The sequence below is a fragment of the Pseudomonas sp. GW458-11-26-14-LB4 genome (genome assembly GCF_059423925.1).
The window spans coordinates 49,869-67,534 of sequence record NZ_JBWKYU010000027.1 but is presented as its reverse complement, the minus strand read 5'-3'; the positions used below and the strand labels follow the sequence as shown (position 1 = coordinate 67,534).

At 60.0% G+C, this 17,666-nt stretch carries 4 protein-coding genes; 3 read left to right on the top strand and 1 reads right to left on the bottom strand.

The features are described from left to right. Positions 1–91 precede the first annotated feature (91 nt). Entirely contained in the window at positions 92–11,782 is an 11,691-nt protein-coding gene (locus AC07XZ_RS26825; protein ID WP_102688328.1) for a two-partner secretion domain-containing protein, read from the bottom strand. Positions 11,783–12,197: 415 nt separating this feature from the next. Here AC07XZ_RS26825 and AC07XZ_RS26820 point away from each other — a divergent pair, with 415 nt between their 5' ends. From AC07XZ_RS26820 to AC07XZ_RS26810, 3 genes are read left to right on the top strand one after another with little or no spacing between them, the layout of a single operon-like run. Beyond that, on the top strand, positions 12,198–13,442 hold the full coding sequence (locus tag AC07XZ_RS26820; protein WP_102688327.1) for an exonuclease SbcCD subunit D C-terminal domain-containing protein: 1,245 nt from the start codon (positions 12,198–12,200) through the stop codon (positions 13,440–13,442). Continuing rightward, complete coding sequence (locus AC07XZ_RS26815) at positions 13,439–17,080, top strand: AAA family ATPase (protein WP_102688326.1); 3,642 nt, start codon at positions 13,439–13,441, stop codon at positions 17,078–17,080. Before AC07XZ_RS26820 ends, AC07XZ_RS26815 begins: the two co-directional genes overlap by 4 nt. Then, positions 17,077–17,661, top strand: coding sequence for a glutathione S-transferase (locus tag AC07XZ_RS26810; RefSeq protein ID WP_102688325.1), 585 nt, complete (start codon positions 17,077–17,079; stop codon positions 17,659–17,661). The genes AC07XZ_RS26815 and AC07XZ_RS26810 overlap by 4 nt, the downstream gene beginning before the upstream one ends. The last annotated feature ends 5 nt before the right edge of the window (positions 17,662–17,666 follow it).

Below are 17,666 nucleotides of genomic sequence, written 5' to 3'. Positions count from 1 at the left end.
CAGTGAAACCACTACAAGAGAAAGCAGCAAAGACACCATGAACACAAACCAGACGACACACAACAAAACGACCGATCTGGCGAATATATTTCTACTTGCCACTATTTAGTTCCTTATAAAAGTCAGACGCCTTTCCAGTCACACCATACAGATACATACCCAGAGCGCTCCCGAAAGGCAAAGTCTTACCAAAAACAGGCACGACGAAATTATTATCAAATTTTTCCACTGTCACACCGAATAGCGACTTGGTGTTCTTTAGTCCGTCCGACGATATTCTCAAAGGTACTTTTACGAACCCCGACCCTGCACTGAAGAACAGATCCGCACCGCTGTATGCAGCAGATCCATACTCACCTCCAAAGTATGAAAATGCGTCCTTTACAGGATTATATCGGAAGGGCTCATCACCAAAGATGTGGTTATAAAAACCGCTACTGCCTTCTACAGCGTTACCTGCTCCAATCGTCGCCATAGGCCCTCCAAAGGCGCAACCTGCAACAGTGGCGCACAGACTGAAACCCGATACCACGGTTCCCACCCCGAGACCCGCCTGAAGAGCATCGGCTCCCAGAGGAAAGGCATCACGCGTTGCAAAATCCGAGACTGAATCAAAATAAGTATAGTCAAACAAACCCCTGTCACGCTGTGCATCAGCCCAGGTCAACTCATTGCTGAGCCCGGCCATATCAGCCTCCGTGAGGTAATTTGCACGATACTCGGCACTCCCCCTTTCATACTGGGCCCAGCACCGGATCATGTAGCAAGTCGCTTTATCGAGGTTTTCCTTTTTGAAGTCGCCCTTACTGGCCTCTTCTTCCTTGGCATGCTCTTCCTCCTCATGCCCTTGACGATTGAACGCCGTTGCGTATTTGGCAATGTCCGCCCCAAGCTGTACATCACCTCCGACGGCAGTCGCCGCCAGAATACCGGTCAATTGAGAAGCCATTAGTTCAAGTTGCTTGTCGCCCTTGGTCATTCCATCAAGAATTCCACTCAACGCTTCATTGGCGCCTGCTGCTGCCGCACCCGTTTTGAAATCTCCCCCAGTGATTTGAGCCAGCAACCCTCCCATCAGTGTATGGGCCAGTACTTTTTCGAAACTGCCTGTTGGATATTTCACGTAATCGCCGACAAAGTTGAACCCGGTTGCCATGGCGACGTTATTGGCTTGCGATGCAATCGCTGTCATCAGGTTTTGACCAAGGCTACCGCCATTGATGAGGGTGCTTACTCCGGCCTGTGTCGCGCTTTGGGCCAAAGAATACTTGATGTAGTCACCAATGCCGCTCAACTTTCCGAGATCGAATCCTTTCGTGATTCCTGCTGTGGGATTGGTCGATGCACCAAACGCCTCATCCAGATACCCGGAAGTGATGCCCGCTGTCAGGGCGGATGTAGCGTAGCCCTTCAGACTCTGGGTACTGGTGACATCTTTTACGACCGCGCCCAGATTGCCTTTATTGTTGATGGCGCTCACCGTCGCCGAGCCGGCCATCGAGGTCATTACGCTGGTTGCCATAACGTTCCCCCAGCCCGCTGCCATGGTCGCCGATCCCGCAGCCATTGCCGAGCCCGAGCCAGCTGTCGCACCCGCCATTGTGCCCGCCAGACCACTTGCCGCTCCGGCGGTCAATACGGTCATGACGATAATGATTGCCAGCATCGCGCCCTGACCCAGGCTCGAATTGCTGTATTTGAACGATTCGTGGGTTTCCTTGATCAGTTGCCAGTCCACGTCACCCCGTTGCTCGGCATCCTTGAGCCACGCAAGTTTCGGATCCGCCTTGACCATCGCATCAATGGCTTCGCTTACGGTTTGCTGGTTGACCTGTCTGACATCGATTTTCAGCCCGTCAACCGCATGGATTGCCAGCTTTCCTGCGGCCGTCATCTGGGTCTGTTTCAACGTCTCATCGGTGCTGCCTTTACCCGACATGGACGTCCAGGCCTGACTGGAACTGCTCTTCTCGTGGCTTTCCTGATGCAGATCCTTCACACCTTCGAACGTGACTGAGCCGCCACTGTTGATCGTGAGATCGCCACCACTTTGCAGATTCGCAGCCTGGTAACGCTGATCCCCACCGCTTGCCAAAACCATGTTGGAGCCAGACGTGATTTCACTACCGATATGAGTGACCTGAGTCACCTCATCGCGCTTGGTTTGTTTGGACCCGAATGAGCCTTTCTTCTTCTTGTCATACAACGAGTAGTCAGTGTCCTGCGCGGCAAGAATGTCCAGTCGGTCTCCGGCAACCAAGTACGCCTCGTCACCGGCGCTGATGCGACTGGAGATCACCGCCATGTCATCACCTGCACTCATTGCAACACTGCCACCAGCCTTGATATCGCTCATGACCTGGCTGACGTGATCTTCCTGCTTTGTAAGTTTCTTGCTCTTCGACAGGGAGTGCTCCTCATCTGCGGCCGAACTGATCGTCAAGTCACCGGTCGCGGCCATCGCGACATTGCGTTCAGCGTCAATCTTGCTGGCAACGACTGTTATGTCGCGGCCGGAGCGCATGGATACATCGCGACCCGAGTCCAGTTCCGAACCCAACTGAGTGACATTGCTGCTGTTGTGCCGACTGTCGTAATAGACGCTGTTCGCCACCTGCGCTGACGTCACGTTGATGTCGCGAGCTGCGTTGAACGTCATGTCCCGGCCACTCTGCATGACTGCGCCTTTAACATTGATGTCCTGGCCTGCCATTACCGTCAGATCATTGGCCGCTTCAATTCTTGCTGCGCTGTCGGCGAAGTCATGACTTTGAGAGGCGAGGCGGGTGTTATTGGTCTGGGTCGTAATGGTTCGCTCGTTAAGTACGTCTCCACGAATCGCTGTCACGTTTACATCCCGCCCGGTGATGATGCCGCCGGATTTGTTGACGACATCATTGCCCGCCAGAACATCCAGGCGATTTCCCGCCTCAATCACTCCGCTGTTGACAACGTCGTTACCGGCGATAGCCATCAAATCATTCGTCGCCTTCAACGTCCCGACGTTATCCAGATTCCCGCCGGCAATCAGCGTCACGTCCTTACCGGAAATCAACGCACCGGTCGGGCCGAGACGGCCGTTGGCCTGGGCCAGGTACAGCACCGGCACCAGCACTTTTTCACCGTTCACTTCGTGCTCTTCGAGCCAGACGATATCGTGGGTCAGCGCCGCCACCTGTTCGGCAGTGAGGCCCACGCCCATCGACAGGTTGAGGGCGTCCTTGCTGGCGATGGCGTTGTCCATCAGGTAGCGGAACATGTCCTCGTTGTTGCTTCGGCCATCGATGAAGGCCTGGCCGGTGCGCGCGGTCACGGCTTGCTGCACCAGACGCTGCTCGAAGAGTCCGTCACCGAGACGCTTGGCGCTCTGGTCCGGGTCGTAACCGAGTTTGCCGAGCAGGTAGTCCGAACTCATGAAGGACTTGAGATCGGTCAGCGCCGGGTTGGTTTCGATCAGGTATTTGTGGCCGTTCGCCGGGGCCTTGGTGTCTGGCAGGCCCGTCACGCGGGTGACCGGGCGACTGTCGATCGACTCCCGGGCGTCATTGCCACGTCCGCCCCTGCCGGGACCGGCCGGATTCACCGGAACGTTCACATCCAGCGTGCTGGCGACCGCTTTGACCATGGTCGGGTCGCGTCGAAAGGTATCGACGGCGCGCGTGCTGTCAGAGACCGGTGCAGGAGCATCGACCAGCAAATTGCGCGGACCGCCGCTGGTGCCTGCGACCAGATGCTGCTCGGCCTTGACCGACTCGCCGGTCATTGTCCAGGTGGGCGATGGACCTGTAGCGACTACAGGAGAAAGGTCACTGCCCCCCTGGGTGCTCAGACGGAAAAGACCTTTGTCGCCTACCGGCAAGGAGAAGCCCGGCAAGGTCAGTGGATTGACCTGCTGCTGGGCCAGCTCCGGTGGCAACTGGCTGTTGATCCTGATGACCGCTATGCCGGTGTTGCCAACCCGAGTGTCTGCGACTTTGTTGGTACCGCCAGTAGCGCCGTAATCCTGGTGGATGACGCTGTTCTCCACGTCCTTGACGGCGGTGATCGAAACGTTGCCACCGGCCTGAATGACAGCATTGCGGCTTGTACCTGTGCTCGCTGCACCTGTGCTGTCAACAGCGACTTCAGTGACGGACTCAGGTTTGTACTGAGTCAACTGAGCGGGCAGTTCGACCAGATTATTCTTGTCATAAAGAGATGGCGTTGTGGATTCAAAGCCATAGTTCAAACCAGGCAGTGCGATGTTATAGCCACGTAACGCACTGACCGTTGCGCCTGTCTCACTGTCCTTGAGACCCACCACGTTGTACCACTCGCCGTCCCGGTTCCCTTCTCTGACACGACCGGATGTCGGAATGGCTTTACGGATAGCACCCGCCGGATCGATGTAATACACATACGGGAAATCAGGATTGTTGCGCTGGTTGTAAGGCATTACGACGCTTTCGAAAAACCGTGGAGTATCGCCCGCTCCCATGGTCAGGACGTAAGTGCTTGTACGTTCGATGGTGCCGCTCTTGGCACCAATGTTTTTGAGGCTGTCGGCCGTGATGCTGATATTGCCGCCGGCAGCCACGGTGCTTTTGCTGTTAAGAAAAGTCCCGCCCTGGAAAACGAAGTCCTTGCCTACATTCAATACGGCAGAGGCGCTGGTATCAGTGTCAGTACTTTGATAAAGCTCATGAGCCGAAAGCGTGAAAACGAATGTCCCGCCGCGGCAGTCGTTGCAAATATTGGCAATGTAGCCAGAGACCAGTTTGCGGTCACCCGACATCACTGGGCCTTCGGAGCGGTTTTCGAAGACATCGGCATTCATCGTGAACGCGCCACCGCTCTCCATGGAACCGGAGATGTTGTAGACGCCTGCCGCCCTCGCTGCACCGCCGTAACCACCGACAACAACATTACCCAGACCGTAGAAATCACCATGCTGGTTGGTCAGATTGCCAACACTGAGCGTCATGTCCTTGCCGCTGAAGATCAACCCGCGGTCATTGAGCAATGAAGGGGTGTTGATGTTCAGGTTCTGCGCCGCACCCAACGTGCCGTAGTTGGCGACACTGCCGGCGTTCACGGTCAGATCTTCACTGGAGGTGATGCGGCCCGAGTTGACGAGCGATCCACCGGTACTGATCGTCGACGATCCACCAGCGGCGATGCTGCCGGCACCACCGATGTTGACTTGCGCTGCACTCAGGTTGAGACCACGCTGACTCGACATACGCCCGTTGCCGCCATAGGCGCCGGTCAGTTGCATATGAATCAGGCCATCACTGGCGAGCAGTCCGTCGTTGGTCCAGTTGCCCCCACGTATCTGCAGAAGATCGGAGGCCAGCAGCTTGCCGCTGGCGCTCTGGCTGAACTGGCGGACGTTCACGTTCAATCGCCCGGCCTGAATCACGCTGGAGTTGTTCCAGGTGTCGGCCGTCAAATCCAGAAGGCCGCCGGTGGTAATGCTGCCGCCGGCACCGATCACGTTGGTCGTGGAGAGATCGAACTTGCCGCGACCGACGTGGTTGAGCTGCCCGCCACCGTTGAGGAAGCTGCCGACGGCCAGGGTCATGTCGGTGTTCGCGGTTTCCAGCACGCCATTGCGGTTATCCAGCAGGCCGCCGATCTGGAATTCGGTCTTGCCAGAGGTGCCCAGCGAACGCAGTCGGCCACTCTGGTTATTGACGCTGGCCGCTTTGACGGTCAGTCGGGTGTTGCTTTCAATGACACCCGCGCCGTTAATCAGCGCACCACTCAAGCCAAAATCGATGCGCTCGGCGGCGATCTGCCCGGCACCGTTGTCCAGACTCGTGCCGCTTACGCCAACCAGCCCTTTGGCGTAGATCACGCCATTACGGTTATCGAATGCAGCGGTGGTGATGTTCGCGTCGGCGCCTTGCGCCGAGATGCGCCCGCCATTGTTGTTCAGGCCGGCCAGTGCCGACAGTTTCAGGCCCTGAGCCTGAATGACGCCGCCCTGGCGATTGTTGTTCAGGTCGAAGCCATTGCGCAGGACACCGACGGTACGTGCCTCGAGGGCACCCTTGATGCTGGACAGAATCCCGCCGCGGTTATCGATGCTGGCCGCACCGACCGTCACGTCGCCTTCCTGAGCGATGATTTTTCCGCTCTGGTTATCGAGATCGCCAGTAACGTCGAGCGTCAGGCCGGTCTGGCTCTGGATCGAACCTTTGCCGTTGGCCAGGCTCGCCGCCTTGAGTTGCAGGCTGCCGGTCTGGCTGTAGATCAAGCCGTCGGCATCGTTGCGCACGGCGGCGCTGGCGGTGATCAACAAGCCATCCTTGGCCGCAATGGTGCCTTTGCTACCGTTGTCCAGCGAGCCGGTCAGCAGTTGCAGCGAACCTTGACTGGCGAGCTGGCCGTTGCGGTTGCTCAGATCGCTGACGCCTTTGATCACGACCGGACCGGTGCCCGCCAGTTTGCCGGCGTTGTTGTTCAGCTGTCCCGACAGGTTCAGGTTGATCGCGCCGTTGGCCGCGAATTTGCCCCCGCTGTTATCCAGGCTCGTAGCGTTGGCAGTGAGCGCCTGTAGCGCGTTGATGGAACCGTCTGCGTTGGTCAGTGCAGTGCTGGTGATGTCCAGTGCGGCGCCACTGTCGATCAGGCCGCCCTGATTGTTGTTGAGTGCGCCTTTGAGCGTGAGGGTCTGCCCTGCCGCACTGCTGAGAATGCCTTTGTCGCTGTTGTCGAGGCTGCCGGCATTGACGGTCAGATTGCCTTGCGAAACCAGAGCGCCGTTACCGCTGTTGAGCAGAGCGCCCTTGAGATCGACCGACACATCACCGTTGCGGCTTGAGAGCGTGCCGTTGGCGCGGTTGTCCAGGCTGTCGCCACTGACGCTCAACTGCTGCCAGCCCGAGAGCAAGCCGTTCTGGTTGGTCAGGGTCGTACCGCTGAGCTTCAGTTTCTCGCCGCTGATGATCTTGCCGGCATTGTTGTTCAATGCCCGGGCGATGACGTCGAAACCCAGGCTGCTGGAGATTTCACCGCCCTGGTTGTTCAGGTCGCGCAAGCGCTTGAGGGTCAGCGGTCCCTTGGCACTCAACAAACCATTGGTGTTGTCGATGTCGCCATTGGCCAGATCCACGGTAACGGCTTTGTCGCCCAGCAGGCGTCCGCCGTTCTGGGTCAGGGAGGTCAAGGTCAGGTCGATATCGCCGCCGGCGGAGACTTCACCGCCATTGCTGGAGTCCAGCGCTGACGCCGTCAGCGACAGACTGCCCTGGCTGTTGATCAAGCCTTTGTCGCGGTTGTTCAGGGCCATGGCATTGAGCGTGACGCTGCCGATGCCCTGCAAAACACCGCCCTGGTTATTCAGGTCGGCGCTGCGAATACGCAGCGCTTGCGCCGCACTCACCAGGCCGTCGCTGTCGTTGCGCAGCAGGCCATCGACAGTCAGGTCAAGATCACCGCGGCTGACCAGACTGCCGCCACTGCTGTTCAGACTGCCGGCACGGACATCGATCGATGCTGCACCGATCATGCCTTTGACGTTGTCCAGTGCCTGGGCGATGCGCAGCGTCAGGCTCTGGGCACTCAGTAACTTGCCATTGCCGTTGTCCAGATTTTGCGCCGCCACGGTAAAGGCTTCACCGCTGGAAATTTCTCCGCCCTGGTTGTTCACGCCATTGAGTTGCTGGAGCAACAACGTACCGGGGGCATTGATCAAGCCATTCTGGTTATTGAGCTGGCCATTGTTCATGTCCAGGCTCAGACGAGTATTGCTGAACAGTTTGCCGCTCTGTTGCTCGAGCCGTGTGACCGACGCCGTCAAAGCGCCCTGGCTACCAATCTGCCCGCCATCGCGGTTGGTGACCTTCCCCGCGACGAGGTTCAGGGTCTCGGCGCTGCTGAGCTTGCCGGTGCTGTTGTCGAAGTCGCCTGTGGTGACGCGGGCCGCGCCCTTGGCGCTGAGTGTGCCTGCCTGACGGTTGTCGAGGCCGGTGCTGTCGAGCACCAGCGCCCCATCGGTGACCACCGCACCGCCCTGGTTATCAACGCTGCCGCGACTCTCGACTGTCAGGTCCGCAGCGCTGGAAAGGCTGCCCTTGATGTTGGTCAGTTGCGAGGTTTTGACCGTCAGGGCGCTTTCGCTGCTGACCTTGCCCTGGCTGTTGTCGAATGCACCGGTCAGCGTCAGTCCCATGGCCTGCTGGCTCAGCAGTTCACCACCACTGTTGTCCAGCGATTTGCCGTGCAGATCGAACGAGGTGCCGGCATTGATCAGACCCTTGTTGCGGTTGATCAATTGCTCGACAGTGAGCGTCAACGACTGGCCGGTGAAGATCTTGCCGGCGTCACTGTTGTCGAGTTTTTTGCCGGTCACCTGCAGATCGCTATTGGTGCTGATTTCACCGCCGCGGTTATCCACGTCGTCGACGTTCAAGGTCATCGCCTTGGTCGAGCCGAGCAGTCCGCCCTGACGGTTGTCGAGCAGGTCGGCATCGAGTTTGAGGACGCCGGTGGCGATCAACTGGCCGTCCTGGTTATCGAGCTTTTTCGCCTGTACGGTGGCATCCGACTTGCCGGCGATGCTGCCGCCACGGTTGTCCAGCGTCTGCGCCGTCAGTTCGAGTTTGCCGTCGGCAATCACCGTACCAAGCTGGTTATCCAGGGTGTTGTCGGTCGTCAGTGTCAGTGGGCCACGGCTGCTGATCAAGCCTTCATTGTTGTCGAGGCTGCCGCTGTGACTGTCCAGCGATGCCCCGGAAATAACGCCTTTGGCGTTGTTCAGCGCCTGCGCAATGCGTACGGTCAAGCCCTGCTGACTCAGCAGTTTACCGTTGCTGTTGTCCAGGTCATGGGCGGTCAGTGCGAAGGCTTGCTGGCTGGAGATTTCGCCGCCCTGGTTGTTCACGCCATTGAGTTGCTTGAGCAGCAATTCGCCGGGCGCATTGATCAGACCGTTCTGGTTGTTCAACTGGCCGTTGTTCAAATCAAGACTCAGGCTGGTCTTGCTGAACAGTTCACCGCCCTGCTGATCGAGGCCGGTCACCGACATGGTCATGGCTTGCTGACTGGCGATGCGGCCTGCAGCGTTGTTGACCTGCCCCGCCGTGAAGTCCAGCGTTCCACCGCTGATCAGGCGCCCGCCCTGACTGTTGTCGACATCGCCGCTGTCGATCCGGCTGTTGTCCTTGCCGGAGATCAGACCTTTCTGACTATTGTCGAGACTGGCGCTCTTGAGTTTCAGAGTGCTGTCGGTGCTGATGGAGCCCCCCTGATTGAGCAGCGCGCCAAGACTGGTCAACGCCAGGGCGCCGGCGCTGGTCAGGTTGCCGGCATTGTTATCGACACGGCCGGCATTGAGGGTCAACGTGCCTTCGCTGCTGATGAGCCCCTGGCCGTTGAGCATTGCATCGTCCAGCGTGACGACCAGGCCTTTCAAGCTATCGAACGAGCCACCGGTGTTATCTAGCGTATTGCCGGTCAGTTTCGTCGCGCCGCTGGCGACGATCATGCCTTTGTTCTGGTTGATCAATCGGGTAACAGCAAGCTCCAGATCGCTGGCCGCGAGAATCTTGCCACCGTCGCTGTTGTCCAGACGCTGGCCCTTGATATTGAGCAACAGGCTGCCAGATAGCTCGCCCGCCCGGTTATCGATGTCATCGACCGCGAGAGTCAGCGCTTTTTTGGTGCCGATCAGCCCGCCGTTACGGTTGTCGAGTGTGGTGCCGGTCAGGCTCAGATTGCCCTGTGCGACCAGTGCGCCGCCCTGCTGTTGCAGCAGGCCGATGGTCGCGGTCAAGTCGCCCTGGCTGGAGATCCGCCCTTTGGCGTTCTGCACCTCGCCGGCCTTGATACCCACCGGGCCGACAGCACTGACCAGGCCACTGCTGTTGTCCAGGCGCGTGCCTGCGTATGTGATGCCAGCCTTGCCGATGATCAGACCGTTGTCGCGGTTATCCAGTCGATCGACGTTCAGCGTCAGTTGCCCGTCGCCTTGCAGCGCGCCACCACGGTTGTCTGCCGAATCACTGCGCAAGGCCAGCGTGCCTTTGCCGATGACCTTGCCGTCACGGTTGTCGAGATGACCGGCCTGCGCGTCAATGGCGCCCTTGGCGGTGATTTCGCCTTTGTTGCGGTTGTCGAGCAAACCGCTGACCCGCACCACAAGACCGCCATCGCTGACCACGACCCCGGCGTCGCGGTTATCGAGACTACCGGCCTTGAGATCGAGAGCAACGCCGGAACCGAGCATGCCGTCGCGATTGTCCAGCGCGGCACTGAGATCAATGTTAAGCCCCAGATCACCCAGGATCTGACCGCCGAGGTTGTTGACGGAGGTTCCGCTGAGTCGAGTGATACCGGAACTCGAAACCTGGCCGTTGCTGTTGTTCAACTGACCGATCGTGGCCGTCAGGTTACCCTTTGCGTCGATCAAACCTTGGCTGTTGAGCACTTGATTGGCGGTCACGTTCAGCGCGCCTTTGCTCAGCACACGCCCGTCATTCTGGTTGTCCAGCGTCCCCGCAACGATGCTTGCGATCTGCGCAGCGCTCAGCGTGCCGCCCTGGTTACTCAGCACCTGCGCGGCATTCACCGCCAGATTGCGGCTGGCCACCAGGCTCTTGCCACGGTTGTCGATGTTTTGCGCGCTCAGGCTCAGATCACCATTGGCATTGCGACTGCCATCAGCATTGACCCCGGCTTCAATGGCCCCGGCGTTGGTCAACTGACCGCCCGCACTGAGGCTGATGCTGTCCCGCGCCGCGAGAGTCTGTCGGTTGGTCAGATCGCCCTGAGTCTGTACGTTCAGCGAGGTGCCGGCGTAGACCGCCGAGCGGGTCTCCAGGCTGGCGGCCTTGACGTTGACCGCGCCGGTGGCCGAGGTTTCGGCCAGGCTCAACTGGCCGTTGGCGTCGAGCTGGATGTCGCCGCCGCTGGCGATCAGTTTGCCGTCGAGCTTCACCCCGACCCCGGCTTCGGTGCCGACCAGTTTGATCGCACCGGCGTACATGCCGCCCAGCGCCGAGGAGTCGATGGCCAGTTGCGGCTTGGCGCTGCCGTCGTCGGCGCGGGCCGTGGCGTTGAGGTTGTTGGCGTTGACGTCGTTGCGCCCGGCAACGATGGTCAGGTTTTTCGCCTGGATCTCGGCGTTGATCTTCGCGCTGCGGGTGATGATTTCGAAGCGGTCGACATTGGTTGCGTTAAGCCCGGCGCCTTCGATGGCGACGCTGCCCTGATCGACCTGGAAACGATCCAGCCGACCGCTGCCATCCAGCACCGGTTTGCCGGTGGTAAGGGTGACGCGTGGTGTGTTGATGAAACCGCAACCGTTGCAACTGATGCCGTACGGGTTGGCGACGATCACCCGCGCCGACTGCCCCGCCACTTCGGTGTAACCGCGCAACTGGCTCGAGCTGCCACCGATGACTTCGTTGAGGATCGCCTGTGCCGAACCACTGTTTTTCAGGTGCGGGTTATCAATGATGTAGCCGCCCAATTGAGTGGACGAAGCCTGGTTGGAACCGTTGTTGAGGATGACGCCCTGCGCGCTGACGTTGTAGTCATGAAACTGGTTGTGCGACAGACCCGCCCCGTTGGGCGTGGCGATGTTGATGATCTGCACGCCGTTGCCGGCGCGGTCGAGCGTAGTGCCAGGGTTGGCCACCACAATGCCGTCGGCCTGTGCCCACATCGGTTGCCAGAACATGACGTTGGCCAGCAAAAACGCCAGTCCTCGCTTGGGCATACCGCAGAACTGATCACGGCTTTTTACGGCGGCAGATGGCAGGCGAGCGAGAAAGGAGAACTGACGAACGTCCATGTAAAGGTCTCAATGCACAGGCAGGATGGGCGATTTGAAGGCAGGCGCGACGATCCCGACGGGGTTGCGGATGGCGCCCGTCAGAGCAAAATCGGATAGGGAGAAAGTTGCGCAAGGCGATCAAGCGTTGCCCGGACGATCACGGCAAAAGCCATGAACGCCTGTTCGTTCCCTCGTAGCGGCACACTGATATCAAATTAATGGCGCGATATTAGATGGCCACTATTTTGGCGTCAATTATTGAATGCGACGACCCGGCGTTGCCGACGAACGGTCATCATGCCGTCAAATACCCTTCAACTGACGTCCCCGGGCAGGGTCAGCGCCTCCTGGCGCAATAATCTGTAAACTCTCCCCTCTTTCGCCGCCCCTCTCATCCCGGTGGACATCACCTCTTTATATTGCGGAGTCAGCCTTGCGTCTGTTTCACACCTCCGACTGGCACCTTGGGCAGAACCTGCACGGCCAGGAACGCGATTTCGAGCACGCCTGTTTTCTCGAGTGGCTGCTGCGCCAATTGAAGCTGGCGCAGCCGGACGTGCTGCTGATTGCCGGCGACATCTTCGACACGGTCAATCCACCGGTCAAAGCCCAGGAACGCCTCTACGACTTCATCGTCAGCGCCCATGAACAGCAGCCGTTGCTGACCATCGTGATGATCGCCGGCAACCACGATTCCGGTTCGCGGATCGAACTGCCCGCGCCGTTGATGCGGCGTTTGCGCACCCATGCGCTGGGCCGGGTGTTGTGGCTGGATGACGGACAACTGGATGCGGAGCGTCTGTTGTTGCCGCTGCCGAATGCGTCCGGCGAGATTGCCGCGTGGTGCCTGGCGCTGCCGTTCCTGCGGCCTGCCGAAGTGACCGGCGCGCATCTGGGCGACAACTACCTGCGCGGCATAGGTCAGGTGCATGAATGGCTGATCGAAGCAGCGAATGCCAAGCGCCAACCGGGCCAGGCACTGGTCGCCATCAGCCACGCGCACATGGCCGGTGGTTCGGTATCGGAAGACTCCGAGCGCAGCCTGATCATCGGCAACGCCGAAGCCCTGCCCGCCAGCCTGTTCGGGCCGAGCATCAGCTATGTCGCACTCGGCCATTTGCACAAGCCGCAGAAGGTCAACGGAGAAGAACGGATTCGCTACAGCGGCTCGCCGATCCCGTTGTCGTTCTCGGAAATCGCCTATCAACATCAGATTCTCGACATCGTGCTCGACGGCGAAACCCTGGTCAGCGTCGAGCCAAAACTGATCCCTCGCGCGGTCAATCTGCAACGCCTCGGCCCTGCGCCGCTGGCCGAAATTCTGCTGCAACTGGCGGACCTGCCGAATATCGACCTGCTGGCCGAAACCCAGCGCCAGCCGTGGCTGGAAGTGCGGGTACGCCTCGACGAACCGCAGCCGGATCTGCGCCATCAGGTCGAAAGCGCCCTGCAAGGCAAGGCTGTGCGACTGGTGCGAATTGCCGCCGAATACGCCGGCAACCGGGGCGCTGACGGCGCCGAGGACGGCAGCGCGCTGATCGAACTGGACCAGCTCACGCCGCAGGAATTGTTCAGCCGCGCCTGGCTCGACAACTACGGCAGCGAGGTCGATGAGCAAACCCTCAAGGACTTCGCCGAGCTGCTGCAAGACGTCCAGATGGAGGGCGAGCAGCCATGAAGATTCTCGCCATTCGTTTGAAGAACCTCGCTTCGCTGGCCGGCCCGTTCGAGATCGACTTCACCGCCGAACCGCTGGCCAGCGCCGGACTGTTTGCGATCACCGGCCCGACCGGCGCCGGCAAAAGTACCTTGCTCGATGCGCTGTGTCTGGCGCTATTCGGCGCCGTGCCGCGTCTGAACAACACCGGGCGTGACGCCAAGGTGCCGGACGCCGACGGCGAAATCGCCACTGGCGACCCGCGCACCCTGCTGCGTCGCGGCACGGGTGAAGGTTTTGCCGAGGTGGATTTTGTCGGCGTCGATGGCCGTCGCTATCGCGCGCGCTGGGAAGCCAACCGCGCTCGGGAAAAGGCCGGCGGCAAGTTGCAGGCCAGCCGTCAGAGCCTGCGCGACATCGATCAGGATCAACTGCTCGCCAGCCAGAAAGGCGAGTACAAGACTCAGCTTGAAGCCGCGCTGGGCCTGAACTTCGAACAATTCACCCGCGCCGTGCTGCTGGCCCAGAGCGAATTCAGTGCGTTCCTCAAAGCCGACGACAACGACCGCAGCGAACTGCTGGAAAAACTCACCGATACCGCGCTCTACACCCGCCTCGGCCGCCGCGCATTCGACAAGACCAAGGAGGCCCGCGAAGCCCACAAGCAGTTGCAGGATCAGGCTACCGGCGTGACCCCGCTGGCCCCCGAGGCTCGCGCAGAACTCGACGAGCGCTTCAATGCCGCCCAGCAACAACTCAAGTTGCAGCAGGCGCAGCTCAAACAAATCGAGCAGCAGCACGACTGGCTCAAGGAACTGCTGCGGCTGCAAGACTCGCAACAGGCTGCCGCCGAACAACTGCGCAGCGCCGAGCACGAAAGGGAGTCGCTGGCCGGTGAGCGTCTGAAGCTCACCCGCCTCGAACAACTTGCCCCGCAACGGCACCAGTTCGCCCGCAAAACCGAACTTGATACCCAGCTGACGCCACTCGCTGCACAGATCCACGCGCATACCCAGCAACATAGCGAGCTGACCGAGCGCCAGACGCGACTGGAACAGGATCTCGCCGCAGCGCAGATCGCCCTGACCCAGGCGCAAACGCAGCTGAGCGAAAGCGCGCCGCTGTTGCGCCAGGCTTTCGAGGAGCAAAGCACCCTCGCCCGCCTTGCCAAGGACGTTGCGTCCGGCACCGAAACGAAGCACGCCGCAGAGCAAGCCTGCACTCAGGGCCAAAGCACGATCCAGTCCCTGCTCGATCAGCAAAAACAGGTCGCCGAACGCTTGCAGCGCATTGCCGCTGATCTTGAGCAAAGCGCTCACTTGGCACCATTGAGCGAAGCGTGGAATGCCTATCGCGACCGCTTGCAGCAACTGATGCTGATCGGCAATCGGTTGAACAAGGGCCAAGGTGAACTGGCCTCTCTCGAAGAAAACGCCACTCGCGCCAGCGAAGCGCTCGCCACGCAGAAGCAACAGCTGGAAGTATTGTTCAAGGAGGCTGGTGCCGAACCGGACGCGGTCGCCGAACAGATCGGCATCCTCGGCACTCTGTTGCAGGACAACCGCAAGCAACTGCGCGCCATTGAAGACCTGACGCGCCTGTGGGCCAGTCAGCAGGAGCTGGACAAGCGCAGTGCCGAGCTGCAACAGCGTCAGCTCGATGCGCAACAGGAGCGCGAGCGCCTGACCCAGGACGGGGTGAAAACCAAGTCCGAGCTGACCGTCGCCGAACAGACTCTCAGTGTTACCCGTGAATTGCTCGAACGTCAGCGTCTGGCCCGCAGTGCCAGTGTCGAAGAGTTGCGCGCGCAGTTGCAAGACGACCAGCCGTGCCCGGTTTGTGGCAGCAACGAGCATCCGTATCACCAGCCGGAAACCCTGCTCCAAAGCCTGGGTCGTCACGACGAAAGCGAGCAGGCCAGCGCGCAGCAAGTGGTCGATCAGTTGAAAGAAAAACTGACCGAGCTACGTGCCAGCGTCGGTGGCGTGATTGCCCAACAGAAAGAGTTGCTGCAACAGCAGGAACAACTGGCTGCTCAGCAACAATCGCTGACGCCGAGCATCGAGGCGCATCCGCTGGCTGCGTCGTTGCTGAATCAGGACAGTGACAAGCGCGCCGCGTGGCTGACTCGCCAGAACGATCAACTGAACCAGAGCATCACCCAGGACGAACAGCGCCAGACCGCCCTGCTCACGTTGCAACGGGATGCGGCGCGGCTGACCCAGCAATTGCGTCAGGCCGAGACGGCGCACCAGCAAGCGTCGCAGCACCTGAGCAATCAGCAGCGCGAGCTGAGTGCTGATCGCCAGCGTCTGGATGAAGAACTGGCGGCCTTCGCCACACTGCTGCCGAGCGACACCCTCGAAGCCCTGCGCGCCGAACCGGCCGCGACCTTCATGCAGCTTGACCGGCAGATTGCCGAACGTCTGGCGCAAGTCGATCAGCAAAAGGAAGAAATGGCCGAGCAGCAACAACGCCAGCAGACGCTTGAGAAAGAACAGGATCGCCAACAGGGCCGTGTGCAGCAGCTGCAAAACGCTGAGCAGCAGCTCAACGCGCTGACCGGGCAACAACAGGCCAGCCAGGAAAAACTGGCGCACTTGTTGGGCGATCACAGCTGCGCCGAACATTGGCAGCAGCAACTGGAACAGGCCGTGGAGCAGGCGCGCAACGCCGAATCCACGACGACTCAGGCGCTACAGGAAGCGCGTACGCAGCTGGTGCAAATCGGCGCTGAACTCAAAGCGCAGCAGGAACGTCTGCAAGCGCTGGAAAGTGAAGACCGCGATCTGGCCGGCAAGATTGCCGACTGGCGCGGCCGTCATCCGGAGCTGGATGACGGCGGCCTCGAAGACCTGCTGCGGATTGATGACGCGCAAGTCGACGAACTGCGCCAGCGTTTGCAGCGCAACGAAAAAGCCGTTGAGCAGGCCAAGGTGTTGTTGCAGGAGCGCGAGCAACGTCTGCTCGATCATCAGGCCCAACACAACGGCAACTTGGATGCCGAACAACTCGCCAGCGCCCTCGCCGACCTGCAAAACCAGTGCACGGCCAGCGAACAGCAATGCGCCGAACTGCGCGCCGAGCAGGCCGAAGACCAGCGCCGCCAGAACGCCAATCAGGCGCTGGCGCAGCAGATCGCCGACGCCTATGCCGAGTATCAGCGCTGGGCGCGGCTCAATGCGCTGATCGGCTCGGCCACCGGCGACACCTTCCGCAAGATCGCCCAGGCCTACAACCTTGACCTGCTGGTGCATCACGCCAACGTGCAGCTGCGGCAACTGGTCAAGCGCTATCGCCTCAAGCGTGGCGGCAGCATGCTCGGCCTGCTGGTGATGGACACCGAAATGGGCGACGAACTGCGCTCGGTGCATTCGTTGTCCGGCGGCGAAACTTTCCTGGTGTCGCTGGCGCTCGCCCTGGGCCTGGCCTCGATGGCGTCGAGCACGTTGAAGATCGAATCGCTGTTCATCGACGAAGGTTTCGGCAGCCTCGATCCGGAATCCCTGCAACTGGCCATGGACGCCCTCGACGGCTTGCAAGCGCAGGGCCGCAAGGTCGCGGTGATTTCCCACGTGCAGGAAATGCACGAGCGGATTCCGGTGCAGATTCAGGTACAGCGCCAGGGCAACGGTCTGAGCACACTGGAGGTGAAATGAACACGCTGTATTCCTTCCGCCGCTGCCCGTACGCGATGCGGGCGCGGATGGCCCTGCGTTATTCGGGTGTGCCGGTGGAGATCGTTGAAGTCAGCCTCAAGGCTAAACCGGCGGAGATGCTGGCGATTTCGCCCAAGGGCACGGTACCAGTGCTGGATGCGGGCGGTCAGGTGATCGATGAAAGCCTGGAGATCATGCGCTGGGCGCTGGCGCAGAATGATCCGGATAACTGGTTGCTGGGTGGCGATTCAAGGATCGCCGAGTTGATCGAGGCCAACGATCAAGTGTTCAAGGTGCACCTGAATCGCTACAAGTACGCCGAGCGTTATCCGGAACAGCCGATGGAGGTTTATCGCGCCGAAGGTGCTCTGTTCTTGCAGAAACTGGATGAGTTGCTCGAAGGTCGCGATTACTTGCTGGCCGGGCATCCGAGCCTGGCCGATATTGCGCTGTTGCCGTTCGTTCGCCAGTTCGCTCACGTGGATCGTGACTGGTTTGCGCAGACGCCTTACGTGCGGTTGCAGGCCTGGTTGCAGCGGTTTCTGGAGTCGGAGCTGTTCACCGGCATCATGAAAAAGTAGGCACG

Excerpts from the sequence above, each read along its gene's own strand:
- AC07XZ_RS26815 (WP_102688326.1), top strand. The coding sequence starts at position 13,439 with ATGAAGATTCTCGCCATTCGTTTGAAGAACCTCGCTTCGCTGGCCGGC.
- AC07XZ_RS26825 (WP_102688328.1), bottom strand. The coding sequence starts at position 11,782 with ATGGACGTTCGTCAGTTCTCCTTTCTCGCTCGCCTGCCATCTGCCGCC.
- AC07XZ_RS26810 (WP_102688325.1), top strand. The coding sequence starts at position 17,077 with ATGAACACGCTGTATTCCTTCCGCCGCTGCCCGTACGCGATGCGGGCG.